Consider the following 23650-nt stretch of genomic DNA (forward strand, 5'->3'; position numbering starts at 1 on the left):
TGTGAATTTGTGTTTCCGTTTGATGGATTCCGGTGGCTTCTGAGCGTTTTGCCATGCCATTTCACAAGAACAAGAGACATCCCAAAGGAGTGGTACCCATGCGCGTGAATTTGCCCGTCAGCCAGCTCAACTACGACTTTCCGGGCGATGAGCTGCTGGTATCCGTCACCAACACCAAGGGCGAGATCACCCATTGCAACCCGGCCTTCGTGCGGGTCAGCGGCTATTCCTACGAGGAACTGATCGAGCAGCCGCACAACCTGATCCGCCACCCGGACATGCCGGCCGCCGCCTTCAAGGACATGTGGCGCACCATCGCCCACGGCTACCCGTGGACTGCCCTGGTCAAGAACCGGCGCAAGAACGGCGACCACTACTGGGTGCGCGCCAACGTCACGCCCATCATGGAAGGCGGCCGGCCGCGCGGCTACCTGTCGGTGCGCACCAAGCCCCGGCCGGACGAGATCGAGGCCGCCGAAGCCCTCTATGCCCGCATGCGCGCCGAAGCCGATGCCGGCCAGGAAACCCTGCGACTGCGCGGCGGTGAACTGCGCCGCCTGGGCCTGGCAGGCCTGTGGGACCGCCGCAGCGACCTGGGCCTGACAGCCCGCATGGCGCTGATGCTGGGCGGCGTGGGCCTGGCCGCCATGCTGCCCGACCTGCTGGGCTGGCAGGGCGCCGCAGCCTGGGGCACGCGCCTGGCCGCCTTGCTGGCGGGTAGCAGCTTTGTGCTCTGGCGCTTCCAGCAGCGCTGCGTGGCGGGCCTGGAGCAGGCCAGCGGCTTTGCCGCCGACATTGCCAGCTGCCAGCTGGGCACGGACATGCAGCACGACTACAGCGGCCCCATGGGCGCCCTGATGCAGCGGCTGCAGCAGATCCAGATCAACCTGCGCGCCGTGGTCGGCGACGTGCGCACCGAAATGCGCGGCTTTGCCACCACCGCCCACGAGATCGCCCAGGGCAGCTTCGACCTCGCGCAGCGCACAGAATCCCAGGCCACCAGCCTGCAGCAGACGGCGGCCTCGATGGAAGAGATATCGGGCACCGTGGCGCAGACCGCCGACACGGCTCAGCTCATGGCCCATGAAAGCGACCAGAGCCGCCAGGTCGCGGGCAAGAGCGGCGCCGCCATCCAGGAAGTGGGCTCTGCCATGGAGCACATCCGCGGCTCCTCGCGCCGCATGGGCGAGATCATCGGCGTGATCGAAAGCATTGCCTTCCAGACCAACCTGCTGGCCCTGAATGCCGCCGTCGAAGCAGCACGCGCAGGCGAGCAGGGCCGCGGCTTTGCCGTTGTGGCGGGCGAAGTGCGCGCCCTGGCCCAGCGCAGCGCCTCCGCCGCCAAGGAAATCAGCGGCCTCATCAACCGCACCGTGGACGGCATCAACGATGGCAACGCCCGCATGGACGCCGCAGGCCGCACCATCGACGGCATGGTCGACGCCGTGGGCCGCGTCAGCGACCTGGTCCACCAGATCAGCATCGCCACGCGCGAACAATCCGTAGGCATCGCCCAGGTCAACGACGCCGTGGCCCAGCTCGACTCCGTCACCCAGCAAAACGCCGCCCTGGTCGAACAATCGGCCGGCGCGGCGGGCTCGCTGCGCGCCAGCGCCCAGTCGCTGGAGCGGTCGCTGGAGGTGTTTACGTTGCGGTGAGGGGTAGGGGCCGGCCGCCTCTTTTACTGCCGTGCAGAGCGCACGTTGGCCGGCAAGGCACCAGGATGGCTGGTGCGGAATGGGTTGATGTCCAGGCCGCCACGGCGCGTGTAGCGTGCGTAGACCGAGAGCTTGAGGGGGCGGCAGCGGGTCCAGATGTCCATGAAGATGCGTTCCACGCATTGCTCATGGAATTCGTTGTGGTTGCGGAAGCTCACCAGGTATTGCAGCAGGCCTTCCTGGTCGATCTGCGCGCCGCTGTAGCGGATCTGCACGCTGCCCCAGTCGGGCTGGCCCGTGACCAGGCAGTTGCTCTTGAGCAGGTGGCTGACCAGGGTTTCGGTGACGGGGCCTTCTTCATGGTTGGCGCGCAGCAGCTCGGGGGCGGGCTGGTATTGCGTGCACTCCACATCAAGGCGGTCCAGCAGCAGGCCGTCGAGCTCCTGCACCATTTCCTGGTCGAAGCGGTCCAGGCCGATGATCTTCACGCCGATGCTTCCCTTTTGCTCGCTGCCGCGCCACAGCGCTTCGGCCAGGTCGGTGCGCAGTCGCGCCTGCACTTCGGTGGCATCGGGCAGGCGGGTGTTGTTGAAGCTGTTGAGGTAGAGCTTGAACGACTTGCTCTCGATGAGATTGGGGGTCTCGCAGGGGATCGTGAAATGCACGAGCGCCACCTGCGGCTTGCCGCGCAGGTTGAGCCAGGACAGCTCGAAGGCCGTCCACAGGTCGGCGCCGAAGAAGGGCATCTGGCTGCCCTGAATGCCGATTTCCTCGCGCTTGGGCGCGCGGGGCAGGGGGAACAGCAGCGAGGGGGCGTACTGGTCGATGTAGGCGGAGCTTTTGCCCAGCTGGGATTGTTCGGGAGTGTTCATGGAAAAAGGGCCGGCCGTGCCGGCGCTGGTCAAGCCTGGACGGTCCGCGCGGAGCGCGTGGACCCAGGCTTTGAAGCTAACTGAATTTCCATGCCCGCAGGCATGGGCGGCCATATAAGGTCAATAAGGGTGGGTGCGTCCGGGTTCGCTGGCTCTTCAGTGGAATTCGCGTTCGCGCAGCCATTTGGTGGCGATCCATTTTTCGCCGGCCAGCACGGGCGCGCCGCCGTGCAGGGTACGCGTGGAGGGGTCGGGGCGCTCATAGCTGAAGAAGACGGCGTTGCCCCGGCGCGGCACCACTTGCAGCGGCACTTCTGGGAAGATGGTTGCGCCGCCTCGCTCGGGCTCGTTCAGGTAGATGACCAGGGTGCCCACGCGCTGGCCGCCGCGCTTGAGGATGGTGGGCGTGCCGGGTTCGCCAGGCGCGAAGTAGTCGTGGTGGGGCTTGTATTCGGCGCCAGGGCCGTAGTGCAGCACCTGCAGGCCTTCGCCATGGTCCAGCGGCCAGCGCAGCAGGCGGGCGATGCGTTCTTCCAGCTGGCTGACGATGCCGGTTTCCCCGCGCTGGAAGAACATGCCGTTGCTGGTTCGGTCGTCATTGATCTCTTCGCCGCCGCTTTGCGTGGCCACCGTGAGCGAGCGCGCCATGCGCGGACGCGCGGCGGCGATGATGGCGTCGCACTCCTCGTGCGAGAGCAGGTTGCCGAAGACCACGATGCGCGGGTTGCGCATGCTGACCAGCACCTGGACCTGGCGGTCGCCGACATCGATGCTGCTGGGGTCCTGGGCAAGGTCCGGTTCGGGCAGGCTCGAGGCCGAGACGACGACGGCCGGTGGCGACACCTCGCCCTGTTCGGGCAGGTCCAGCGCCCGCCTTGCCAGTTCTTCGCTCCAGCCCACGTCGCGCATGGAGCGCAGCAGGGCCGCAGGCCCTATGCCGGATGCGCGCTGGTCGCGCACCCATTGCATGAGTTCAGGCGTGAGACCGACGGGCAGGTCCTGTGCGGCGGTCTGGGAATCTGGTGAGGATTTGAGGCTCATGGCGTGCAGTGCGGCCCTTGCCGCAGTGAATGGACTCCAAAGGCATCGAGGCCGGGGCCGGCCGGTGGCCGGCGAGGCTCAGTCAGCGGTCTTGCGACGGAACACCAGGCGCGCAGGCGTCGAAGAAGCTGGCGCCAGCGCGTAGCCCTCCAGATCGAAGGCTTCGAGTTCAGCCGCGCTGCGAGCGCGTCGTTGTATGGCAAATCGTGCCATCAGCCCGCGCGCACGTTTGGCATGGAAGCTGATGATCTTGTAGGCGCCGTTCTTGTAATCCTCGAATGCGCATTCCACCACCGGGGGCTTGAGGTGCTTCAAGTCTACCGATTTGAAGTATTCCTGCGAAGCCAGGTTGACGATGACGCGCTCGCCCGCCGGCTGCTTGGCCGCGCGCTGGTTCAGGTGCTCGGCAATGCGACTGCCCCAGAACTGGTAGAGGTTGCTGCCATGCGCGGTTTCCAGCCGCGTGCCCATTTCCAGGCGGTAGGGCTGCATGCGGTCCAGCGGGCGCAGCACGCCGTACAGGCCGCTGAGGATGGCCAGGTGCTGCTGGGCCCAGTCCAGGTCCTCGGCATCCAGGCTGCGTGCCTGCAGGCCCTCGTAGACATCGCCGTTGAAGGCCAGCAGCGCCTGCCGGGCGTTGGTGGCCGTGAAGCGCGGGCTGAAGGCCTCGTAGCGCGCCACGTTGAGCGCGGCCAGCTTGTCGCTGATGCCCATCAGTTCCGACAGTTGCTGGGGCGACTGGCGGCGCAGCACTTCGATCAGCTCCAGCGGCTGTTCGGAGAAGACGGGCAGCGTGTGCGGCAGTTTCGGGGGCAGTGGCGTGTCGTAGTCCAGCGATTTGGCGGGGGAGAGCAGCAACAGCATGGCGGGACGGAAGCTCCTGGAAAGAGGTGGACGGAAGGCGTGGGGAGACGGATGAGGTGAGGGCGGAGGCGGAAACAAACAGGGGCCGCGAGGGCCCCTGTGTTGTCACTGTCTGTGGTCAGACCTGGGCCGCGCCCTGTGGCTGCGGCTGCTGCTCGAACGGCAGCTGCAGCTCGCTGAGGTCCTTGCGTGTTTCCACGAGGATCAGCGGGCCGTCATCCAGAGCGACCACGGGCGGGCGCTCGCGCACGACGCGCTCGGGCTGCGGTTCGGCGGCGATGGCTGCCTGGGCTGCCGCCACCTTGTCGGCATCGGAGCCCACCCATTGCAGGCCCGAAGCGGCGGCCAGCGCCTGCAGCTCGGACATGGGCAACTGGTAGGCCTGGACCTTGGGCAGGCCGCGTTCGGCGGTTGCTTCAACGGCCTTGGCTGCTGCGGGAGCGACTGCCACTGCGGCAGGAGCGGCCACGGGTGCAGGTGCCGCCACGGGTGCCACCACGGGGGCGGGTGCGACCGGCGCGGGGGTCACCGCAGCCACGGGCGCGGGAGCGGCAATCTGCTGCTCGGGCACGGGTTGCTGCACCGCTTGGGCTGCTGCGGCTGCTGGGGGCTGCGCAGGCACTTGCGCTTCGGCCATGGCTTCAGAAGCCTGGGCTTCGGCGGCAGGGCTGGCTGCGTTGAAGTAGCTGCGGCGGGCCGGCTGGTCCTGCTCGGGAGCGGCGGCTTCGAAGGATTGGACGGCTTCGCCCTCCGCTTCGCGCGGTGCGCGCTCTGCACGGTCACCGCGATCGCCACGCTCGCGGCGGTCACGGCCATAGCGGTCGCGCGAACGGCGCTGGCGCGGCTGCTCTTCGCCGGAGGCGGGGGCAGCGTTGTCCAGGGACGGGTCCTGTTGCTGGGCCTGGTTGTCCAGGTTCTCTTCGGTCTCGGGAACGACTTCGAACTGGCGGGGCTGGCGCTCGCTGCGTTCGGCGCGTTCACCACGTTCACCGCGCTCGCCACGTTCGCGGCGGCCTTCACCGCGCTCCTGGCGCTCGCCACGCGGGGCGCGCTCGGGACGCTGCTCGATGGCGCTGCCATCTGCAGCGACAGCGGCCACGCCGTTCACGGCTTCCAGCGGCTGGCGGCTTTCACCGTCACGGCTGCGTTCACCACGGCCACGGCGTTCGCCGCGGTCGGCGCGCTCACCGCGCTCGCCACGATCCGGGCGCTCTCCACGCTCCGGGCGTTCACCGCGTTCAGTGCGCTCGCCACGCTCGGCATTGCGGCGGTTGCGGTCACCGTTGCCGGCCTGGCGTTCGGCATTGGGGGCGCCAGCGCGCTCGCCATTGCGCTCCGAGCGCTCGCCACGCTCACCATTGCGTTCGTTGCGGCGGCCACGGTTGTCGTTGCGGCCGTCACGGCGTGCTTCGCGAGCGGGGGCTTCGGCGGCCGGAGCGGGCGCTGCGACTGGCGCAGGTGCCGCGCTAAAGCCGAACAGGCTCTTGAGCCAGGCAAAGAAGCCTTGCTCGCGTACCACGACGGGGGCGACGGCCGGTGCGGGCGCTGCAGCGGTTGCCGCAGGCTTGGCATCGCGCTGCTGGCCGTTGGCCGGGCGGTTGCGGCTGCCTTCGGGACGGGGCTCGGCGATGGGGGCCGGCATGTCGGGCAGCACGCCCTTGATCATGGGCGTCTGCTTGTTGGTGGGCTCCTGCGAGCGGCGCGTCACCGTGGTTTCCGCGTCCAGCTCCTCGGCCAGCTTGTAGCTGGCTTCCATGCTTTCCAGGCGCACGTCGTCGTGCTTGAGGCGCTCGAGCTTGTAGTGCGGCGTGTCCATGGACTTGTTGGGAACCATGATCACGTTGACGCGCTGCTTGAGTTCGATCTTGGTGATCTCGCCGCGCTTTTCGTTGAGCAGGAAGCTGGCCACTTCCACGGGCACCTGGCAGTGCACGGCGGCCGTGTTGTCCTTCATGGACTCTTCCTGGATGATGCGCAGGATCTGCAGCGCCGAGCTTTCCGTGTCACGCACGTGGCCGGAGCCACCGCAGCGCGGGCAGTTGATGTGCGCGCCTTCGGACAGGGCGGGCTTGAGGCGCTGGCGGCTCATTTCCATGAGGCCGAACTTGCTGATGGTGCCGAACTGCACGCGGGCACGGTCCTGGCGCAGCGCGTCGCGCAGGCGGTTCTCGACCTCGCGGCGGTTCTTGCTCTCCTCCATGTCGATGAAGTCGATGACGATCAGGCCGCCCAGGTCACGCAGGCGCATCTGGCGCGCGACTTCGTCGGCGGCTTCCAGGTTGGTGCGGGTGGCGGTTTCCTCGATGTCGCCGCCCTTGATGGCGCGGGCCGAGTTCACGTCGATGGAGACCAGCGCTTCGGTGTGGTCGATGACGATGGCGCCGCCTGAGGGCAGGGTCACGGTGCGTGCGTAGGCCGATTCGATCTGGTGCTCGATCTGGAAGCGGCTGAACAGCGGGGCGTCGTCACGGTAGCGTTTGACGCGGGCGGCATGCTCGGGCATGACGTGCTGCATGAATTGCTGCGCCTGCTCGTAGATGTCGTCGGTGTCGATGAGGATGTCGCCGATGTCGCCGTTGAAGTAGTCGCGGATGGCGCGGATCACCAGGCTCGATTCCTGGTAGATCAGGAAGGCGCCCTTGGCCGACTTGGCGGCGCCATCGATGGCGTTCCACAGCTTGAGCAGGTAGTTCAGGTCCCACTGCAGCTCGGGCGCGGTGCGGCCGATGCCGGCGGTGCGCGCAATGATGGACATGCCCTTGGGGTACTCAAGCTGGTCCATCGCCTCCTTGAGTTCGGCACGGTCCTCGCCCTCGATGCGGCGCGAGACGCCACCACCGCGCGGGTTGTTGGGCATCAGCACCACGTAGCGGCCGGCCAGCGAGATGAAGGTGGTCAGGGCCGCGCCCTTGTTGCCGCGCTCTTCCTTCTCGACCTGGACGATCAGTTCCTGGCCTTCGCGGATGACTTCGTTGATGCGGGCCTGGCTGGGGGAGACGCCTTCGGCGAAATACTGCTTGGAGATTTCCTTGAAGGGCAGGAAGCCGTGACGGTCCTCGCCGTAGTCGACGAAGCAGGCCTCGAGGCTGGGCTCCACGCGCGTGACCACGGCCTTGTAGATGTTGCCCTTGCGCTGCTCGCGCCCTTCGATTTCGATTTCGTAGTCGAGCAGCTTCTGGCCATCGACGATGGCAAGGCGACGTTCTTCCGACTGCGTGGCGTTGATGAGCATCCGTTTCATGATGCGTTTCCTTTATTCGTTTTCTCTGGGGCGCGCCGGAGTGCAGCCTCTGCTGCCAGACCGTCACGCCTTTGACTTGTAATCAAAGACAGGCTCGCGAGGGAGCCGAGATGCCGGACTGACGCGTCGAAACGAAAGGAATCGCCGGATGCCTTGATGCTTGAGACCTGGCTCAAGTCAGCAATGGGGGCAAGGGCAGGGGGACGAGAGCGATGAGAGAGGCACGCCGTCCAGCTTCAAGCGAAGCTGCTGCACGTGCGGGGCAGGCGGGAGGCTTGGGGGCGGCAATGATCCTGGGCGCAGGCGTTTTCCTGCTCCACAGCGTGACCATCCATGCCCAAAAGATCCACATGCTCGCTTTTGATCCGCTGGCAGCGGTGGACGCCGGGTCCGACCCCTTCTGCCAGCTTGAGATTCCGTATCAGTGTTTCAATTCGTCAGCCACAACCGATGCAACGACGAACTTCGCAGGCCATCTTTTCCTGCTGTTTCGCGTGCATGACACCGGATGGCATCGACCTGCCTGTGCGGGGAAATGGTTGTTTGGACTAAACTCCATGAGAATCAACCACTTATAAATAGTTCGGCACAGGTGAAACACATTATAGAGGGCAAACCGGCAGACGACCGTTCCCTGAACGCAGCCACTGCCGCAGTGCGGCTGATCGAAGTCGATGACGATTCGGCCGGACAGCGGTTGGACAACTTTCTCATACGCCATCTCAAGGGCGTTCCCAAGACCCATGTCTATCGCATCATCCGCAGTGGAGAAGTGCGCATCAACAAAGGGCGCGTCAGTGCGGAAACCCGCGTTTCTACCGGCGATATCGTCCGCATACCGCCCGTGCGCATTTCCGAAAAAGTCGCCGAAAAGGCCGAGCGGCCAGCGCCAGCCAGGGATTTCCCCAGTCTGCTGGAAGACGAGCACCTGATCGCCATCGACAAGCCCGCCGGTGTGGCCGTGCATGGCGGCTCGGGTGTGAGTTTTGGTGTCATCGAGCAACTGCGCCAGGCGCGGCCGCAAAGCCGTTTTCTGGAGCTGGTGCATCGGCTAGACCGAGAGACATCCGGCATCTTGCTGGTGGCCAAGAAGCGCTCGGCGCTGACGCATCTGCAGGACCAGTTCCGCGAGCGCGAGACCGGCAAGACCTATCTGGCCCTGGTCCAGGGCACCTGGCCGGCCAACCACAAGGTGATTGATCTGCCGCTGCACAAATACCTGCAGGCCGACGGCGAACGCCGCGTGCGGGTGACCACGGCCGATGATCCTGACGGCATGCGCTCCGTCACGCTGGTGCGCGTTCGCAGCACGCTGGCGCCCCAGCCCCTGCTGGGACTGCCGGCCATGAGCCTGCTGGAGGTGACCATCAAGACCGGGCGCACGCACCAGATCCGCGTGCACCTGTCCAGCCAGGGGCACCCGATTGCGGGCGATGACAAATATGGCGACTTCGACCTGAACCGACGCCTGCAGAAACAGGGACTCAAACGCATGTTCCTGCACGCATGGCGGCTACAGTTCACCCACCCGGCCAGTGGCGAGCGGGTGGAGCTGCGCGCCGAGCTTCCCGAAGAACTGGCCCGTTTCGCCGGCTGACGCTGGCTCCGACTCCTTGTAGATATGACAAATCCTGGTTCTTCCGAGATGCACCGTGCGCGCCGCTTCGATCTCATTGCCTTCGACTGGGATGGGACGCTGTCGGATTCCACCGCGGTGATCGTCAAGTGCATTCAGGCGGCCGTGGCCGATGTGGGGGGCACGCCTCCCAGCGATGAGGCGGCGTCCTATGTGATCGGCATGGCGCTGATGCCCGCATTGGCGCGTGCAGCGCCCGATGTACCGCCCGAAAAATACCCCGAGCTGGGCAACCGCTATCGCCACCATTTCATCAAGCACCAGGACGACATCAGCCTGTTCGCCGGCGTGCTGCCAATGCTGGCGGCGCTGCGCGAGCGAGGGCACCTGCTGGCCGTGGCCACGGGCAAGAGCCGCCGTGGTCTGAACGATGCGCTGCAGGACCCGCAGCTGCGCGGCATGTTCGACAGCTCGCGCACGGCGGACGAGACCGCCGGCAAGCCGAATCCGCTGATGCTGCAGGAGCTGATGGCCGAATTTGGTGCGGACCCTTCGCGGGTGCTGATGATCGGCGACACCACGCACGACCTGGAACTGGCCCGCAATGCAGGCTGTGCCAGCGTGGGCGTGGGCTATGGCGCGCATCCCACCGACGGCTTTGGCGTGCTGAAGCCGTTGCATGTGGCGCAGAGTGTTGCGGATTTGCATCAGTGGCTGTTGGCCCATGGCTGAGTCGTCATGCCCGCGTCAGCGCGTGGATTCATGCTCGTGAGGTGTGCCGTTGACCGTTGAACGCATCGTTCTGTGCGCCAGCGATGCCCTGCAGGAAGGGGCGAATGCCGTGCCTTTCGACGTGGTCTACGCGGGTCATGCCTGCCGCGCATTCGCCATCCGCTTCGAGGGACAGGTGCACGCCTATCTGAATCGCTGCACCCATGTGGCCATGGAGATGGACTACCAGCCGGACCGCTTTTTCGATGACACCGGACGCTGGCTGCTGTGCGCCACCCATGGAGCGGCCTACGCGCCCGACAGCGGCGCCTGCGCTGGCGGGCCCTGCCGTGGCGGCCTTGTGAAAATCTCCCTGAGCGAAAGCGCGGGGGTGGTGCACTGGCATACTGCCGATAACCTGAAACCCGTCGAGTTCTGACATGACTTCCCCCATACCTCCGGAAAATCCTGGCTCCGCATCGCACCCATCCCCGGGGGCGGACCTGTGGGCCCGGGCCACGCCCGCCACGGCGGCTGCCGATGCGCGCACGGCGGCATCGAGCGGCTGGGAGCGGGAGGTGCTGGAAAAGCTGGTCTTCGCCACCATCAACGAGCAGCGTGCCTCGCGCCGCTGGCGCCTGTTTGGCCGCCTGCTGTGGACGGCGCTCATCCTCGTGGTGCTGTGGGTGCTGTTTGCCAAGGACACGGCGACCACGACCAGTTCCTCCCCGCACACGGCCGTGGTCGAGGTCAAGGGCGAGATCGCCGCAGGTGCCGACGCCAGCGCGGAATTCGTGGTGGCCGCCATGCGCAGTGCCTTCGAGGATTCGGGCTCGCGCGCCGTGGTACTGCTGATCAACTCGCCGGGCGGCAGCCCTGTGCAGGCCGGCATCATCAATGACGAAATCGTGCGGCTCAAGGGCAAGTACGACAAGCCCCTGTATGCCGTGGTGGAGGAAACCTGCGCTTCGGCCGCCTACTACATTGCCGCCGCCGCCGATGAGATCTTTGTGGACAAGGCCAGCATCGTGGGCAGCATCGGCGTGCTCATGGATGGCTTTGGCTTCACCGGCGCCATGGAAAAGCTCGGCGTGGAACGCCGCCTGCTGACGGCTGGCGAGAACAAGGGTTTCCTGGACCCGTTCAGCCCCATGTCCGAAGGGCAGCGCGAACATGCCCACAAGATGCTGGGCCAGATCCACTCGCAGTTCATCAACGTGGTCAAGGCTGGCCGTGGTGACCGCCTGCATGAGACGCCCGAGACTTTCAGCGGCCTGTTCTGGACCGGTCAGCAGGCGGTGGAGATGGGCCTGGCCGACAAGCTGGGCAGTCTTGACTATGTGGCCCGTGAAGTGGTCAAGGCGGAAGAGGTGGTGGATTACACGCGCCGCGACAACGTGGCCGAGCGCCTGGCCAAGCGTTTCGGCGCGGCTTTTGGCGGCGGTGCGGTGCAGGCATTGCGTTCCAGCCTCCCGGCTCTGCGCTGATTCTTGCGGGGTTTCCCGCTCGGGTCTGCCAAGACGAAAAAGCCCGCCTTCCTGTCGAAGGCGGGCTTTTTCGCTGATGGGCGGCTTCAGCGGCCGATGGAGAACACCACCGGCGTGCGGTTGTCCGGCGCTTCCTTGTGCTGGCGCCATTCGCGCACCAGCCGGCTTTCGATGCGGGCGCTCTCCAGCGTCAGTCCGCAGGCCAACGCCAAACGGGTATGGGGTTGCAGCGTCTGCAGCAGGGCTTGCCAAAGCGCGGCGTTGCGGTAGGGCGTCTCGATGAACTGCTGGGTCTGGCCTTGGCGCAATGCCAGGGCTTCAAGCTCCTTGATGCGCTGTACCCGTCCGCCGGCATCCTGGGGCAGGTAGCCCACAAAGGCATAGTTCTGTCCGTTGAGCCCGCTGGCGGCCAGCGCCAGCAGCAGCGATACGGGTCCGATCAGCGGCACGACGCGTATGCCCAAATCGTGCGCGGCGCGCACGATGGAGCTGCCGGGGTCGGCCACGGCGGGCATTCCGGCCTCGCTGACCAGTCCCATGTCGTGTCCGGCCAGCAAGGGGGCGAGCAGTGGCTTGGCGTCAAAGACGGCGGCACCCTTGTCGCCATGGTCCCCCTTCTTGTGGGCCTCGCGCGGCAGCTCGGTGATCTGCTGTGTCTGCAAGGGCTGGGCCAGTGCATGCAGCGCGTCGATGCGCTTCAGATAGGCGCGTGTGCTCTTGGCGTTTTCGCAGATCCAGTGGGTCAGCCGCGCAGCGGTGCGCAGTGTCCCATCGGGCAAGACCTGCGTCAGCGGCGTTTGCTCATCGCAGCCGAAGTCCAGCGGCGCGGGTACCAGGTAGAGCGTTCCTGTCAGGGGCTTGGTGATGGCGTCGCTCATGGCAGCACGGCTCCTGCGGCGCGCAGCAACTGGCATGTGCGGATCAGCGGAAGGCCGATCAGTGCTGTGGGGTCGTCGCTGACGATGGCGTCGAGCAGGGCAATGCCCAGGCCCTCGCTCTTGGCGCTGCCTGCGCAGTCATAAGGCTGCTCGGCGCGCAGGTAGCGCTCGATTTCCGCATCGTTGAGATCGCGAAAGCGCACCTGAACCGTCACCACGTCGGTCTCGGAAAAGCCGGTTTCCTGGCAGACCACGCTCACGGCAGTGTGGAAATTCATCTGGCGCCCGCTCATCTGGCGCAACTGTTCGGTGGCGCGTTCATGGTTGCCGGGCTTGGACAGCGGCAGGCCATCGAGCTCGGGCACCTGGTCGGAGCCGATGACAACGGCGCCGGGGTGCAGCGCAGCCACGGCCTGGGCCTTGGCCAGGGCCAGGCGCAGGGAAAGGGCGTGCGGTGTCTCTCCGGTCAGAGGTGTTTCATCGACTTCCGGGGAGGCGGTCTGGAATGGCAGCCGCAGCCGCTCCAGGAGTTCGCGGCGGTAGCGTGAGGTGGAGCCAAGGATCAGGGGACGCGCCAGGCCGGGAGCCTGGGCTAAGGCGGGGTGGGGAGCTTGCATGCCCGGATTCTCTTACACTGCCCGCATGAGCAAGGAATTTTCTGCGGCCCGCCTCGATGTTCGCGCTTTCGCGCAATCGCAGGGCCATCTTCAGGACCAGACAACACTGTCAGTCTTTCCGCGTCTGGCCCAGGATGCGCAGCCGGATGCCGGTGACACGCACGGCCAGGTGCACTGGCAGGCGGACGGCGAGCTGGTCGAGCAGACCGGCGGCCCCGGTCAGGTGTGGCTGCATCTGCAGGCCGATGCCGTCGTGCCCATGGTGTGCCAGCGCTGCCTGGCCCTGGCGCCCATCACCCTGCAGGTTGATCGGTCTTTTCGCTTTGTTGCGGATGAAGCCACAGCCGAGTCCGAGGACGACGAAAGCGATGAGGACCTGCTGGTGCTCAGCCGCGAGTTCAATCTGCTCGAACTCATAGAGGACGAGTTGCTCATGGAGCTGCCCGTGGTGCCGCGTCACGATGTCTGCCCCGAGTCTGTGAGCTTGCAGTCCAGCGATGCGGACTTCGAGCAGGCTATCGAGGACAAGCCCAACCCGTTCGCCGTCCTTCGCGGCCTGGATGTGGGCAAATCCGCAGACTGATCGAGATGCCCGGAAAAAAGGTCGAGGCCGGGAAAAGCGATTGCGCTATAATCAAGGGCTTCGCGCGAAACCCCCTCGTGTCTTTAATGGGCTGATCGCGTTTTTTACCAACCCTTTTCAGATACACAGGAGCCATCATGGCTGTTCAGCAGAACAAGAAGTCCCCCTCCAAGCGCGGTATGCACCGTTCGCACAATGCACTGAATGTGCCTGGCATCGCCGTGGAACCCACCACCGGTGAAACCCACCTGCGTCACCACATCAGCCCCAACGGCGTGTACCGCGGCCGTCAAGTGCTGAAGAACAAGTCCGAAGCCTGACCTTCGACCGTTCCCGCAGAGCCCGCGGCTACAGTTTTCGTAGCGCGGGCTTTTGTTTTTTCTGATGGCCGTTCCTATCTTTCCAGGCCTTGCAACAGGCTTGCCAGTCGCTCATGATCACTTTGGCCGTTGACTGCATGGGGGGTGATCACGGCCCCCGCGTCACGCTCGCGGCGTGCCGCCAGTTCCTCGATTCCCATTCCGACGCCCGGCTGCTGCTGGTCGGCCAGCCCGATGCGCTGGCTGGCTTTGCGCATGAGCGCGCCAGCGTGGTGCCGGCCTCGGAAGTCGTCGGCATGGATGACCCGATCGAGGTGGCGCTGCGCAGGAAGAAGGATTCCTCGATGCGCGTCGCCATCCAGCAGGTCAAGGATGGCCAGGCTGCTGCTGCCGTGTCGGCTGGGAATACGGGTGCGCTGATGGCCATCTCGCGCTACCTGCTCAAGACGCTGGATGGCATCGATCGCCCCGCCATCGCTCCCCAGTTGCCCAACGCCAAGGGTGGTGCCACCACGGTGCTGGACCTGGGTGCCAACGTGGATTGCTCGGCTGAGCATCTGCTGCAGTTCGCCGTCATGGGCTCGGCTCTGGTGTCTGCGCTGAACAACGAAGAGGCGCCTTCGGTGGGTCTGCTCAATATCGGCGAAGAGCAGATCAAGGGCAGTGAAGTCATCAAGCGTGCGGGCGAACTGTTGCGCGCGGCAGGCAAGGCCGGTCACCTGAACTTCTACGGAAACGTCGAAGGCAACGATATCTTCAAGGGCACGACCCAGGTCGTGGTCTGTGACGGCTTTGTGGGCAACGTGGCCCTCAAGTCTTCCGAGGGGGTGGCGTCCATGATCTCCAATGCCCTCAAGCAGGAGTTCAAGCGCAACATCTTCACCAAAATGGCTGCAATCGTTGCCTATCCGGTGTTAACTGCGCTGATGAATCGCGTGGACCATCGGCGTCACAACGGTGCGGCGCTGCTGGGCCTTCGTGGGCTGGTGTTCAAAAGCCATGGGTCAGCCGATGCCTTGGCTTTCGAGCACGCGCTGAACCGCGCGTATGATGCGGCCCGCAACAACCTGCTCGACCGTGTCCGTACCCGCATCTCCGCAGCCCTGCCTCTTTTGCTGGCTGCGCAGTCGGAATCGGGACCGTCGGCGCCCTAATACAGATGAGACGCTACGCACGCATCACCGGCACGGGCAGCTACCTGCCACCCCGCCGACTCACCAATCACGATCTGGCAGCCGAACTGGCCCAGCGTGGCATCGAGACCTCGGACGAGTGGATCGTCGAGCGCACCGGCATCCATGCCCGTCACTTTGCCGCGCCCGACGTGGCCAGCAGCGATCTGGCCCTGGAGGCGTCGAAGAAGGCGCTGGAGGCCGCTGGCTGCCAGCCACAGGACATCGACCTGATCATCGTCGCCACCTCGACGCCCGACATGGTCTTCCCGTCCACTGCCTGCATCCTGCAGAACAAGCTTGGCGCCAACGGCTGCGCGGCCTTTGACGTGCAGGCTGTGTGCAGCGGCTTTGTCTACGCTCTCACGGTGGCCGATGCCATGATCCAGTCCGGCGCCGCAAGCCGCGCGCTGGTGGTGGGTTCCGAAGTCTTCAGCCGCATTCTTGATTTCAACGACCGCACGACCTGCGTGCTGTTCGGCGATGGCGCCGGCGCGGTGGTGCTGGAGGCGTCCGAGCAGCCTGGGATCCTGGCGTCCGACCTGCATGCCGATGGCAAGCATGTCGGCATCCTCTGCGTGCCGGGCAATGTATCCGGCGGCCAGGTACTCGGCGATCCGCTGCTGAAGATGGATGGACAGGCCGTGTTCAAGCTGGCGGTCGGCGTGCTGGAAAAGGCCGCCCGCGCGACGCTGGACAAGGCCGGGCTCACCGATGCCGATATCGACTGGCTGATCCCTCACCAGGCCAACATCCGCATCATGCAAAGCACGGCGCGCAAGCTCAAGCTGTCCATGGACAAGGTGGTGGTGACCGTGGACCAGCATGGCAATACCTCGGCCGCCTCGATCCCGCTGGCGCTGGACCACGGCGTGCGCAATGGCCAGGTCAAGCCTGGGCAGACCGTGCTGCTGGAAGGCGTGGGCGGTGGCTTCACCTGGGGTGCGGTGCTTCTCAAGATGTGATGCGGGATGCCTGCCTGTCGGCAGGCTCCCATGGCGCGGCTTTTATTTTTGAAAATATGAAGAAGTTTGCATTCGTCTTTCCTGGCCAGGGCTCGCAATCGGTGGGCATGCTCGACGGATGGGGTGACCATCCTGTCGTGGCGCAGACGCTGGCCGAAGCCTCCGAGGCGCTGGGTGAAAACATCGGCCAGCTGATCCAGCAAGGACCGAAGGAAGCCCTGGCGCTCACCACCAACACCCAGCCCGTGATGCTGGTGGCCGGTGTGGCCGCTTGGCGCGTGTGGCAGGCCGAAGGCGGCGCGCTGCCCGATGTCGTGGCAGGCCATTCGCTGGGCGAGTATTCCGCCCTGGTCGCCTCGGGCGTGCTGACGCTGGCCCAGGCTGCCCCGCTGGTGCGCCTGCGTGCTGCAGCCATGCAGGAGGCCGTGCCCGTGGGCACGGGCGCCATGGCGGCCATCCTGGGTCTGGACGCCGACAAGGTGCGCGCAGGCTGCGCCGAGGTCACGGCTGCCCTGGGTGGCGCTGAAGTCGTCGAAGCCGTCAATTTCAACGATCCTTCGCAGACCGTGATCGCCGGCAGCAAGGCTGCTGTCGAAAAGGCCTGCGAAGCCCTCAAGGCCGCAGGCGCCAAGCGTGCCCTGCCGTTGCCCGTGTCGGCGCCGTTCCATTCCAGCCTGATGAAGCCTGCGGCCGAAAAGCTCAAGGCGGCGCTGGCTGCCACGGCGCTGGCTGCGCCGCAGATTCCCGTGCTCAACAACATCGACGTGGCGGTCGAGCAGGACGCCGACGCCATCCGCGATGCGCTGTATCGCCAGGCCTTTGGCCCGGTGCGCTGGGTTGAATGCGTTCAGGCCATGAAGGCGCGCGGCATCGTGCATCTCGTCGAGTGCGGTCCCGGCAAGGTGCTCATGGGCCTGACCAAGCGGATTGACGCGGACCTGACGGCCGCTGCCCTCTATGATCCGGCCACGCTGGCCGACGTGAAAGAATCCCTCGCATGACTGACAACCAGAACAAGCCCCAGGTTGCCCTGGTGACGGGTGCCTCGCGTGGCATTGGTGCTGCCATTGCCCAGGAGCTGGCAGCGCGCGGCTACCGCGTGATCGGCACGGCCACCACCGACGGTGGCGCGGAAAAGATCGGCCAGGCTCTGTCGGCCCATGAGGGCTGCCGCGGCGTGAACCTCAATGTCACGGATGGGGCGGCCGTCGATGCCTTGATCGACAGCATCGTCAAGAATGACGGCGGCCTGCATGTGCTGGTCAACAACGCCGGTATCACACGCGACACCCTGGCCATGCGCATGAAGGACGACGACTGGGATGCGGTGATCGACACCAATCTCAAGGCGGTTTTCCGAGTCAGCCGTACGGCCATTCGGCCCATGATGAAGCAGCGTTTTGGCCGCATCATCAACATCACCAGCGTCGTTGGCGCCTCCGGCAACCCCGGTCAGGCCAACTATGCAGCCGCCAAGGCCGGCGTTGCCGGCATGACGCGTGCGCTGGCCCGTGAACTGGGCAGCCGCGGCATCACGGTCAACTGCGTGGCGCCTGGCTTCATTGCCACCGACATGACGGCGGAGCTGCCCGAAGAGCAGAAGAACGCCCTCAAATCGCAGATCGCCATGGGCGATCTGGGTCAACCCAGCGACATCGCCCATGCCGTGGCCTACCTCGCATCTGCGGGTGCGGGATACGTCACCGGCCAGGAATTGCACGTCAACGGCGGCATGTACATGTAAGTGCTGCGGCGGCTTCGGGCAGACCCCTGCCAGAAGCCGGCGTTGCTTGCAACAGAAGAGGCCGTTTCCTCGCGACGGCCGGCTGAAGAGGGCCTGAGGCCCGAAGCAGCTAGAATCGCGGGTTCATTCACAACCCCCAGAGGGAAACCATGAGCGATATCGAAGCACGTGTCAAAAAAATCATTGCCGAACAACTCGGCGTTGAAGAGTCTCAAGTCACCAACGAAAAGGCCTTCGTGGCTGATCTGGGTGCTGACTCCCTGGACACGGTGGAGCTGGTGATGGCCCTGGAAGATGAATTCGGCATCGAGATCCCCGACGAAGACGCGGAAAAGATCACGACGGTGCAAAACGCCATCGACTACGCCAACACCCACCAGAAGGCCTGATAGGGCCCTGACCCGAGCGATCAGCAGAAGGTTTTACGCATGAGCCGTCGTCGCGTTGTCGTGACCGGCCTGGGTTGCATCTCCCCCGTGGGTAACACGGTGGGCGACGCCTGGGCCAATCTTTTGGCCGGCCAGTCCGGCATTGACCTCATCACCAAGTTCGATGCCTCGAACTTTGCCTGCAAGATTGCAGGCGAGGTCAAGGGATTCGATGTGGAGTCGTACATGAGCGCCAAGGATGCGCGCTCCATGGACACCTTCATCCATTACGGCATCGCTGCTGCGGCGCAAGCCGTGCAGGACTCAGGTCTGCCCACGGGCGAGGCCTTGTCGGATGATCTGGCCACGCGCATCGGCTGTGTGATCGGTTCGGGCATCGGCGGCTTGCCGCTGATCGAGAACACCCACGCGGAACTGGCTGCGCGCGGACCGCGCCGCATCACGCCGTTCTTCGTGCCTGCCTCCATCATCAACATGGTGGCTGGCCATGTGTCCATGCGCTTCGGCTTCAAGGGGCCGAATCTTGCCGTGGTGACTGCCTGTACGACCGGGCTGCACTGCATAGGCGAGGCGGGACGCATGATCGAATACGGCGATGCCGATGTGGTGGTGGCTGGTGGCACGGAAGCCACGGTCTCCCCCCTGGGCGTCGGCGGCTTTGCCGCCATGCGCGCCCTGTCCACGCGCAATGATGATCCCAAGGCCGCTTCGCGCCCCTGGGACAAGGACCGCGACGGCTTCGTGCTGGGCGAAGGCGCGGGCGTGCTGGTGCTGGAAGAGTACGAGCATGCCAAGGCCCGCGGTGCCAAGATCTACGCCGAACTGTGCGGCTACGGCATGAGTGCCGACGCCGGCCACATGACGGCACCCAACATGGACGGCCCGCGCCGCGCCATGCTGGCAGCTTTGCGAAATGCCGGCATCAATGCCGACCAGATCGACTATCTGAACGCGCACGGCACTTCCACGCCGCTGGGCGACCTCAACGAGACCAACGCCATCAAGGCGGCTCTGGGCGATCACGCCAAGAAAATCGTTGTCAGTTCGACCAAGTCCATGACAGGTCACCTGCTGGGCGGTGCTGGTGGCATCGAGAGCGTCTTCACCGTGCTGGCACTGCACGAGCAAAAGATTCCTCCGACCATCAACCTGGACAACCAGGACCCGGAGTGCGATCTCGACTACTGCGCCAATACGGCTCGGGACGCGACGATCGAGGTGGCGGTGAAGAACAACTTCGGCTTCGGAGGCACCAACGGAACGCTGGTGTTCAAGCGGATCTGAGGCCTGCGCAACGCACATGAAAAGCCCGCCCCGCAAGGGAGCGGGCTTTTTTATTTCGCGCATGTGCCAGGTGAAAGCAGGATAAATGTCGGTCATGCTGCGGTTTTGCGACACTGCAGGCATGCCGTCTCGCCATGCGCCGCCCGCAGTTCGCCATCCGCTGAAGCCATCGCGCACCGTGGCAGCATGTCTTTGTGCGCTTTGGCTGCTGGCCGCCATGCTTTTGCTGGCATGGGCCTTGAATCTCCAGGCTGGGTGGTGGCCTGCAGCCGTGGCCGTTGCGGTTTGCCTGGTTGCTGCTGCAGGCATGTGGCATGGATGGAACAGCCTGGGTAAAGGTTTCATCGCCTGGGATGGCGTGCAGTGGTCGATCGGCGAGGCGGATCCAGGCCAGGCTGCGCAGCCGGTGCTGCTGCAGGTGCGAGCCGATGGTGGATCGTGGTTGTGGGTGCAGGTCCTTCCCCTGGTTTCCATGGTGCCGGCGGGGCCCTTGCGTTGGCGCAGCTCCCGCTGGCTTCTCCTGTTGTGCAGGCAGAGTCCGGAAACCTGGGGTGATTTGCGGCGTGCTGTATATTCCCCGGCCAGACCTACAGAACGGGCGCAATGACTGCGCCAGGGCCGCCGCGGCCCGTCTTCACCGATTTCATGACGCCTCCCGAATTCCCGCCTTCTTCTGCCGATAGCGACCTGGCTCTGGTCGAGCGCACCAACGCAGGAGACATGCGGGCCTTCGAGCTGCTGGTCATCAAGTACCAGCGCCGCATCGAGCGCCTCATCGGCCGCATGGTGCGCGATGTGGACCTGGTGCCGGACATTGCGCAGGAAACCTTCATTCGCGCCTATCGGGCCCTGCACCAGTTTAGGGGTGATGCCCAGTTCTATACCTGGCTGTACCGCATTGCCGTGAATACTGCCAAGAAGGCGCTGCTGGACATGAAGCGCTCGCCGCTCATCACCGAAAGCGCGTTACACAACGGGGATGACGATGATGAAACTTCCCGGGTCAGCCAGGAACTAACCACCGAAGAAACGCCCGAAACGATCCTGGCAGCCCAGGAAATTGCCCAGGCAGTCAACGCCGCCATGGAGGCTTTGCCCGAGGATCTCCGGCAGGCTGTCACGTTGCGGGAAATTGAAGGCCTGAGCTACGAGGAAATCTCGAACGCCATGGGTTGCCCCATCGGCACCGTGCGCTCACGGATTTTTCGCGCACGGGAAGCGATTTCAGCCAGGGTCAAGCCTTTGCTGGAGCGCCAGTCGGGCAAGCGTTGGTAGGCGTGATGGGTTGTGGCCGCCGGTGGCGCATTTTTTGGGTACAGGGTCTCAAAGCAGACAAGCAGGTGATTGATCATGAATGACGATCTGACGAAGCGCGAACAATTGTCGGCATTGGCTGATGGTGAACTCTCTGCCGCAGAGTTGCAGGCCGTGCTGGCCTATGCGGAAAGCGATGCAGGCCAGCAGGAGTGGCGCATGTACCACCTCGTGGGCGATGTGCTGCGCTCCCCGGAATTGGCGCATCACAGCCGGCACGATGTGCTCTCCGGAATCCGCGCCCAACTGGCCAACGAGCCTCGCCGTCCGCTGGTTTCCGTGGCCACTGAAGAGCTGGCGCAAATTGCGCATCCGGCGCAGGACCGGGCCGTGATCAATGGCGCGCCGCTGCGCGAGGCGGCCAATGCCTCGGTATTCCGCTGGAAGATGGCGGCGGGCTTTGCCTCCGTGGCGGCCGTGGCTGCCATTGGTTGGAGCGTGATGCTGGGCGCGCCTGCCGGTCCCGGCGCGGCGCCGGGCCGGGCCCTGGCGGCCCTTGAGACGGGTGCTCCGTCGGCGCCGGTTGCGGTGGCTGGCAATGCCCAGGACTTCCCGCTTGGCGATACGGCCCAGTCTTCCTCGGTCGTGGCGGTGGCCGGACCCTACGGGCAGAGCGTGATGCTGCGTGATCCGCGCCTGGATGCGCTGCTGGCCTCCCATCCGCAGTACAGTGGGCCGGCCACGCTGCAGATGCCTGCCAGCTTCTTGCGCAACGCCAACTTCGCCTCGGCACCGCGCGCCAACCAGCGCTGAATCTCACAGGAGAGCATGGCTCTCCTGCCTTCTTTTGCACCCGCGTCCAGCCTTTCGGCATTGAAATGGACGCGGGTGCAGTCATTTGTGCTCCATGCACGGCGGCCCGCGCCCCATGCATGCTGCCGATTCGGGAACTAACCGCGTCTTTCAGGCTTCTGAGCCATCGTCTGGCCGATGCTCGCCAGGACTGCGCCAGAATGTGACGTTCGTCCGAAAGCAAGTCGGCTGCCATGTGTCCGAACAAACCGCCTGGGCGCGATGGCGTCGGGGCAACGTAATGATTGAGATGGAAAGGATGACCATGACCACTGTTCGATGGAAGACGCTGCAGTCCTGCACACTGGCCGGCGTTCTGGCGCTTGCTGCGGGCAGCGCAGGAATGCTGGTGCCGGTGAGTGCCGCCCATGCGCAAAGTGGCGCCGTGGTGAGGGGGCTGCCGGACTTCACCGATCTGGTCGAGCAGGTCGGCCCTTCCGTGGTCAACATCCGCACGCTGGAGAAGGTATCCGCCAACTCTGCCGAGGCGCTGGGCATGGACGAGGACATGCTCGAATTCTTCCGCCGCTTTGGCCTGCCCGTGCCCAATGTGCCGCGCCAGCGCCCACAGCCGCGTTCACAGCCTGACGAGGAGCAGCCGCGCGGCGTGGGTTCCGGCTTCATCCTGACGGCCGATGGCTTTGTGATGACCAATGCCCACGTGGTCGAAGGCGCTGACGAAGTCATCGTCACGCTGACCGACAAGCGTGAGTTTAAGGCCAAGATCGTGGGCAGCGACAAGCGCACCGACGTGGCCGTGGTCAAGATCGACGCCACAGGGCTGCCGGCCGTGAAGATCGGCGATGTGAACCGCCTCAAGGTCGGCGAGTGGGTGATGGCCATCGGCTCGCCCTTCGGCCTCGACAACTCCGTCACGGCGGGCATCGTCAGTGCCAAGCAGCGCGATACGGGCGACTATCTGCCGTTCATCCAGACCGATGTGGCCATCAACCCCGGCAACTCGGGCGGCCCGTTGCTGAATATGCGCGGCGAGGTCGTGGGCATCAACAGCCAGATCTATTCGCGCTCCGGCGGCTTCATGGGCATCAGCTTCGCGATTCCGATCGATGAGGCCGTGCGTGTCAGCGACCAGCTGCGCGCCACCGGCAAGGTCACGCGAGGCCGCATTGGCGTGCAGATCGGTCCGGTCACCAAGGACATTGCCGAATCCATTGGCCTGGGCAAGGCGCAGGGAGCACTGGTCTCGGCCGTCGAGCCGGATTCGCCCGCTGCCAAGGCGGGCGTCGAGGCCGGTGACGTGATCATCAAGTTCGACGGCAAGGCCATCGACAAGGTGGCCGACCTGCCGCGCCTGGTGGGCAATACCAAGCCCGGCACACGCAGCACCATCACCGTGTTCCGTCGCGGCGCGGCCAAGGATCTGACCATGGTGATCGCCGAGGTCGAGCCCGACGGCGCGGCTCCGCAGGCCAAGGCCACCGGCAAGGGCAGCACCCTGGTTTCCCAGCCGCTGGGCCTGACGCTGGCCGAGCTCACGGATGCCCAAAAGAAGGAGCTGGGCATCAAGGGCGGCGTGCGCGTGACGGCTGCCGTCGAGGCTGCGGCACGTGCGGGCCTGCGCGAAGGCGATGTGATCCTGCAACTGGCCAATGTCGAGATCACGGGGCTCAAGAGCTTCGAGGCCACGCTGGCAAAGGTGGACAAGAGCAAGCCCGTGAACCTGCTGGTGCGCCGTGGGGAATGGGCTCAGTACGTGCTGATCCGTCCGGCGCGCTGAGGCCGCAGGGGAGGGCGGTTTACCGGATCCTGGGGAATACCCTCGGAATCCTGACACGGAGCCGCCCATGCCCCTTGGGGCATTGGGTAAAATGCCCCACCAAAGCGTGACGGCTCAAGGCGTCAGAAACCTGTTTTCAAAGGGGATTGTTGCGGTGCAAAAGCACCGCACTATCCGGTGATCGACGGGCGAGAAATGGCTCGGCGGTTCTGTTGATAAACTGTTGATAAATAATTGTGACAGATCAAGCCCGGACCTTTGCAGGCCTTGTCAGGGCTTGGTTTTCAGCCCGTTTTGCCTACAATAAAGTCCCAACTATCGCAGTTGCCAGAGATTGTTGGTTCGGGGCGCGTCGTTCATGGACGCGCCCTTTTTTCTTGCGCGCCGGCCCTGTCGTTTTCCAC

24 protein-coding genes are annotated in these 23650 nt (G+C 65.0%); 18 read left to right on the forward strand and 6 right to left on the reverse strand.

Translation table 11 applies throughout. From position 1 onward, the window contains the following. Positions 1-98: 98 nt before the first annotated feature. Positions 99-1658 (forward strand): PAS domain-containing methyl-accepting chemotaxis protein, encoded by a 1560-nt coding sequence (locus ACM14_RS06100; protein WP_065345639.1) that lies wholly within the window; start codon positions 99-101, stop codon positions 1656-1658. Positions 1659-1681: 23 nt separating this feature from the next. Here ACM14_RS06100 and queF read toward each other — a convergent pair whose 3' ends face one another. From queF to ACM14_RS06120, 4 genes are all read right to left on the reverse strand, one after another. After that, complete coding sequence (queF, locus tag ACM14_RS06105; RefSeq protein WP_065345651.1) at positions 1682-2530, reverse strand: NADPH-dependent 7-cyano-7-deazaguanine reductase QueF; 849 nt, start codon at positions 2528-2530, stop codon at positions 1682-1684. Positions 2531-2686: 156 nt separating this feature from the next. Beyond that, a complete protein-coding gene (locus ACM14_RS06110; RefSeq protein WP_012207082.1) occupies positions 2687-3571 on the reverse strand; it encodes a 2OG-Fe(II) oxygenase in 885 nt (294 codons plus the stop codon). Between the two features lie 78 nt (positions 3572-3649). Next, on the reverse strand, positions 3650-4435 hold the full coding sequence (gene yaaA, locus ACM14_RS06115) for a peroxide stress protein YaaA (protein ID WP_013800980.1): 786 nt from the start codon (positions 4433-4435) through the stop codon (positions 3650-3652). 118 nt (positions 4436-4553) lie between these two features. Beyond that, positions 4554-7676 carry an Rne/Rng family ribonuclease gene (locus ACM14_RS06120; protein ID WP_065345640.1) on the reverse strand — a complete coding sequence of 1041 codons (3123 nt, stop codon included), beginning with the start codon at positions 7674-7676 and terminating at the stop codon, positions 4554-4556. Positions 7677-7888: 212 nt separating this feature from the next. Here ACM14_RS06120 and ACM14_RS06125 point away from each other — a divergent pair, with 212 nt between their 5' ends. From ACM14_RS06125 to ACM14_RS06145, 5 genes are read left to right on the forward strand one after another with little or no spacing between them, the layout of a single operon-like run. Further along, positions 7889-8254 (forward strand): hypothetical protein, encoded by a 366-nt coding sequence (locus ACM14_RS06125; protein ID WP_224986162.1) that lies wholly within the window; start codon positions 7889-7891, stop codon positions 8252-8254. Further along, a complete protein-coding gene (locus tag ACM14_RS06130; protein ID WP_034396692.1) occupies positions 8212-9273 on the forward strand; it encodes an RluA family pseudouridine synthase in 1062 nt (353 codons plus the stop codon). Before ACM14_RS06125 ends, ACM14_RS06130 begins: the two co-directional genes overlap by 43 nt. Before the next feature lie 24 nt (positions 9274-9297). Continuing rightward, positions 9298-9984: an HAD family hydrolase gene (locus ACM14_RS06135; protein ID WP_012207078.1), complete on the forward strand. Its 687-nt coding sequence runs from the start codon at positions 9298-9300 to the stop codon at positions 9982-9984. 49 nt (positions 9985-10033) lie between these two features. After that, positions 10034-10402: a Rieske 2Fe-2S domain-containing protein gene (locus ACM14_RS06140; protein WP_013800985.1), complete on the forward strand. Its 369-nt coding sequence runs from the start codon at positions 10034-10036 to the stop codon at positions 10400-10402. Position 10403: 1 nt separating this feature from the next. Next, complete coding sequence (locus tag ACM14_RS06145; protein ID WP_012207076.1) at positions 10404-11450, forward strand: S49 family peptidase; 1047 nt, start codon at positions 10404-10406, stop codon at positions 11448-11450. An 86-nt stretch (positions 11451-11536) separates the two neighbouring features. On the opposite strand, the gene ACM14_RS06150 is transcribed toward ACM14_RS06145, so the two are convergent. Both ACM14_RS06150 and ACM14_RS06155 read right to left on the reverse strand, forming a co-directional pair. Then, a complete protein-coding gene (locus ACM14_RS06150) occupies positions 11537-12328 on the reverse strand; it encodes an SAM-dependent methyltransferase (protein WP_013800987.1) in 792 nt (263 codons plus the stop codon). Next, on the reverse strand, positions 12325-12945 hold the full coding sequence (locus ACM14_RS06155; RefSeq protein WP_065345641.1) for a Maf family nucleotide pyrophosphatase: 621 nt from the start codon (positions 12943-12945) through the stop codon (positions 12325-12327). Before ACM14_RS06155 ends, ACM14_RS06150 begins: the two co-directional genes overlap by 4 nt. Before the next feature lie 25 nt (positions 12946-12970). Between ACM14_RS06155 and ACM14_RS06160 the strand changes: the two genes are divergently transcribed. The 12 genes from ACM14_RS06160 to ACM14_RS06210 all read left to right on the forward strand — a co-directional run bounded on the left by ACM14_RS06160 (position 12971) and on the right by ACM14_RS06210 (position 23246). Then, entirely contained in the window at positions 12971-13528 is a 558-nt protein-coding gene (locus ACM14_RS06160) for a DUF177 domain-containing protein (protein ID WP_034396686.1), read from the forward strand. A 137-nt stretch (positions 13529-13665) separates the two neighbouring features. Further along, the gene (gene rpmF, locus ACM14_RS06165; RefSeq protein WP_012207072.1) at positions 13666-13848 is read left to right on the forward strand and encodes a 50S ribosomal protein L32; all 183 of its coding nucleotides are present in this window, start codon (positions 13666-13668) and stop codon (positions 13846-13848) included. Positions 13849-13961: 113 nt separating this feature from the next. Beyond that, the gene (gene plsX / locus ACM14_RS06170) at positions 13962-15002 is read left to right on the forward strand and encodes a phosphate acyltransferase PlsX (RefSeq protein ID WP_013800990.1); all 1041 of its coding nucleotides are present in this window, start codon (positions 13962-13964) and stop codon (positions 15000-15002) included. A gap of 5 nt (positions 15003-15007) precedes the next feature. Then, on the forward strand, positions 15008-15985 hold the full coding sequence (locus ACM14_RS06175; RefSeq protein WP_012207070.1) for a beta-ketoacyl-ACP synthase III: 978 nt from the start codon (positions 15008-15010) through the stop codon (positions 15983-15985). 56 nt (positions 15986-16041) lie between these two features. Further along, positions 16042-16986: an ACP S-malonyltransferase gene (gene fabD, locus ACM14_RS06180; RefSeq protein ID WP_043796600.1), complete on the forward strand. Its 945-nt coding sequence runs from the start codon at positions 16042-16044 to the stop codon at positions 16984-16986. Further along, positions 16983-17729, forward strand: a complete 747-nt coding sequence (fabG, locus tag ACM14_RS06185) for a 3-oxoacyl-ACP reductase FabG (protein WP_013800993.1) — start codon at positions 16983-16985, stop codon at positions 17727-17729. The genes fabD and fabG overlap by 4 nt, the downstream gene beginning before the upstream one ends. 149 nt (positions 17730-17878) lie before the next feature. Next, the gene (gene acpP, locus ACM14_RS06190; protein WP_003058049.1) at positions 17879-18118 is read left to right on the forward strand and encodes an acyl carrier protein; all 240 of its coding nucleotides are present in this window, start codon (positions 17879-17881) and stop codon (positions 18116-18118) included. Between the two features lie 39 nt (positions 18119-18157). Then, complete coding sequence (fabF, locus tag ACM14_RS06195) at positions 18158-19402, forward strand: beta-ketoacyl-ACP synthase II (protein ID WP_013800994.1); 1245 nt, start codon at positions 18158-18160, stop codon at positions 19400-19402. Positions 19403-19487: 85 nt separating this feature from the next. Beyond that, on the forward strand, positions 19488-20009 hold the full coding sequence (locus ACM14_RS31405; RefSeq protein WP_139093383.1) for a hypothetical protein: 522 nt from the start codon (positions 19488-19490) through the stop codon (positions 20007-20009). 38 nt (positions 20010-20047) lie between these two features. After that, on the forward strand, positions 20048-20677 hold the full coding sequence (gene rpoE, locus ACM14_RS06200) for an RNA polymerase sigma factor RpoE (protein ID WP_043783676.1): 630 nt from the start codon (positions 20048-20050) through the stop codon (positions 20675-20677). Between the two features lie 75 nt (positions 20678-20752). Further along, the gene (locus tag ACM14_RS06205; RefSeq protein WP_063328137.1) at positions 20753-21469 is read left to right on the forward strand and encodes a sigma-E factor negative regulatory protein; all 717 of its coding nucleotides are present in this window, start codon (positions 20753-20755) and stop codon (positions 21467-21469) included. 304 nt (positions 21470-21773) lie between these two features. Next, positions 21774-23246 (forward strand): DegQ family serine endoprotease, encoded by a 1473-nt coding sequence (locus ACM14_RS06210; protein ID WP_043783674.1) that lies wholly within the window; start codon positions 21774-21776, stop codon positions 23244-23246. Positions 23247-23650 lie beyond the last annotated feature (404 nt).

The organism is Delftia sp. JD2, assembly GCF_001682645.1.
Lineage (GTDB): Bacteria > Pseudomonadota > Gammaproteobacteria > Burkholderiales > Burkholderiaceae_C > Comamonas > Comamonas acidovorans.

Excerpts from the sequence above, each read along its gene's own strand:
- ACM14_RS06100 (WP_065345639.1), top strand. The coding sequence starts at position 99 with ATGCGCGTGAATTTGCCCGTCAGCCAGCTCAACTACGACTTTCCGGGC.
- queF (WP_065345651.1), bottom strand. The coding sequence starts at position 2,530 with ATGAACACTCCCGAACAATCCCAGCTGGGCAAAAGCTCCGCCTACATC.
- ACM14_RS06110 (WP_012207082.1), bottom strand. The coding sequence starts at position 3,571 with ATGAGCCTCAAATCCTCACCAGATTCCCAGACCGCCGCACAGGACCTG.
- yaaA (WP_013800980.1), bottom strand. The coding sequence starts at position 4,435 with ATGCTGTTGCTGCTCTCCCCCGCCAAATCGCTGGACTACGACACGCCA.
- ACM14_RS06120 (WP_065345640.1), bottom strand. The coding sequence starts at position 7,676 with ATGAAACGGATGCTCATCAACGCCACGCAGTCGGAAGAACGTCGCCTT.
- ACM14_RS06125 (WP_224986162.1), top strand. The coding sequence starts at position 7,889 with ATGAGAGAGGCACGCCGTCCAGCTTCAAGCGAAGCTGCTGCACGTGCG.
- ACM14_RS06130 (WP_034396692.1), top strand. The coding sequence starts at position 8,212 with ATGGTTGTTTGGACTAAACTCCATGAGAATCAACCACTTATAAATAGT.
- ACM14_RS06135 (WP_012207078.1), top strand. The coding sequence starts at position 9,298 with ATGACAAATCCTGGTTCTTCCGAGATGCACCGTGCGCGCCGCTTCGAT.
- ACM14_RS06145 (WP_012207076.1), top strand. The coding sequence starts at position 10,404 with ATGACTTCCCCCATACCTCCGGAAAATCCTGGCTCCGCATCGCACCCA.
- ACM14_RS06150 (WP_013800987.1), bottom strand. The coding sequence starts at position 12,328 with ATGAGCGACGCCATCACCAAGCCCCTGACAGGAACGCTCTACCTGGTA.
- ACM14_RS06155 (WP_065345641.1), bottom strand. The coding sequence starts at position 12,945 with ATGCAAGCTCCCCACCCCGCCTTAGCCCAGGCTCCCGGCCTGGCGCGT.
- ACM14_RS06160 (WP_034396686.1), top strand. The coding sequence starts at position 12,971 with ATGAGCAAGGAATTTTCTGCGGCCCGCCTCGATGTTCGCGCTTTCGCG.
- rpmF (WP_012207072.1), top strand. The coding sequence starts at position 13,666 with ATGGCTGTTCAGCAGAACAAGAAGTCCCCCTCCAAGCGCGGTATGCAC.
- plsX (WP_013800990.1), top strand. The coding sequence starts at position 13,962 with ATGATCACTTTGGCCGTTGACTGCATGGGGGGTGATCACGGCCCCCGC.
- ACM14_RS06175 (WP_012207070.1), top strand. The coding sequence starts at position 15,008 with ATGAGACGCTACGCACGCATCACCGGCACGGGCAGCTACCTGCCACCC.
- fabD (WP_043796600.1), top strand. The coding sequence starts at position 16,042 with ATGAAGAAGTTTGCATTCGTCTTTCCTGGCCAGGGCTCGCAATCGGTG.
- fabG (WP_013800993.1), top strand. The coding sequence starts at position 16,983 with ATGACTGACAACCAGAACAAGCCCCAGGTTGCCCTGGTGACGGGTGCC.
- acpP (WP_003058049.1), top strand. The coding sequence starts at position 17,879 with ATGAGCGATATCGAAGCACGTGTCAAAAAAATCATTGCCGAACAACTC.
- fabF (WP_013800994.1), top strand. The coding sequence starts at position 18,158 with ATGAGCCGTCGTCGCGTTGTCGTGACCGGCCTGGGTTGCATCTCCCCC.
- ACM14_RS31405 (WP_139093383.1), top strand. The coding sequence starts at position 19,488 with ATGTCGGTCATGCTGCGGTTTTGCGACACTGCAGGCATGCCGTCTCGC.
- rpoE (WP_043783676.1), top strand. The coding sequence starts at position 20,048 with ATGACGCCTCCCGAATTCCCGCCTTCTTCTGCCGATAGCGACCTGGCT.
- ACM14_RS06205 (WP_063328137.1), top strand. The coding sequence starts at position 20,753 with ATGAATGACGATCTGACGAAGCGCGAACAATTGTCGGCATTGGCTGAT.
- ACM14_RS06210 (WP_043783674.1), top strand. The coding sequence starts at position 21,774 with ATGACCACTGTTCGATGGAAGACGCTGCAGTCCTGCACACTGGCCGGC.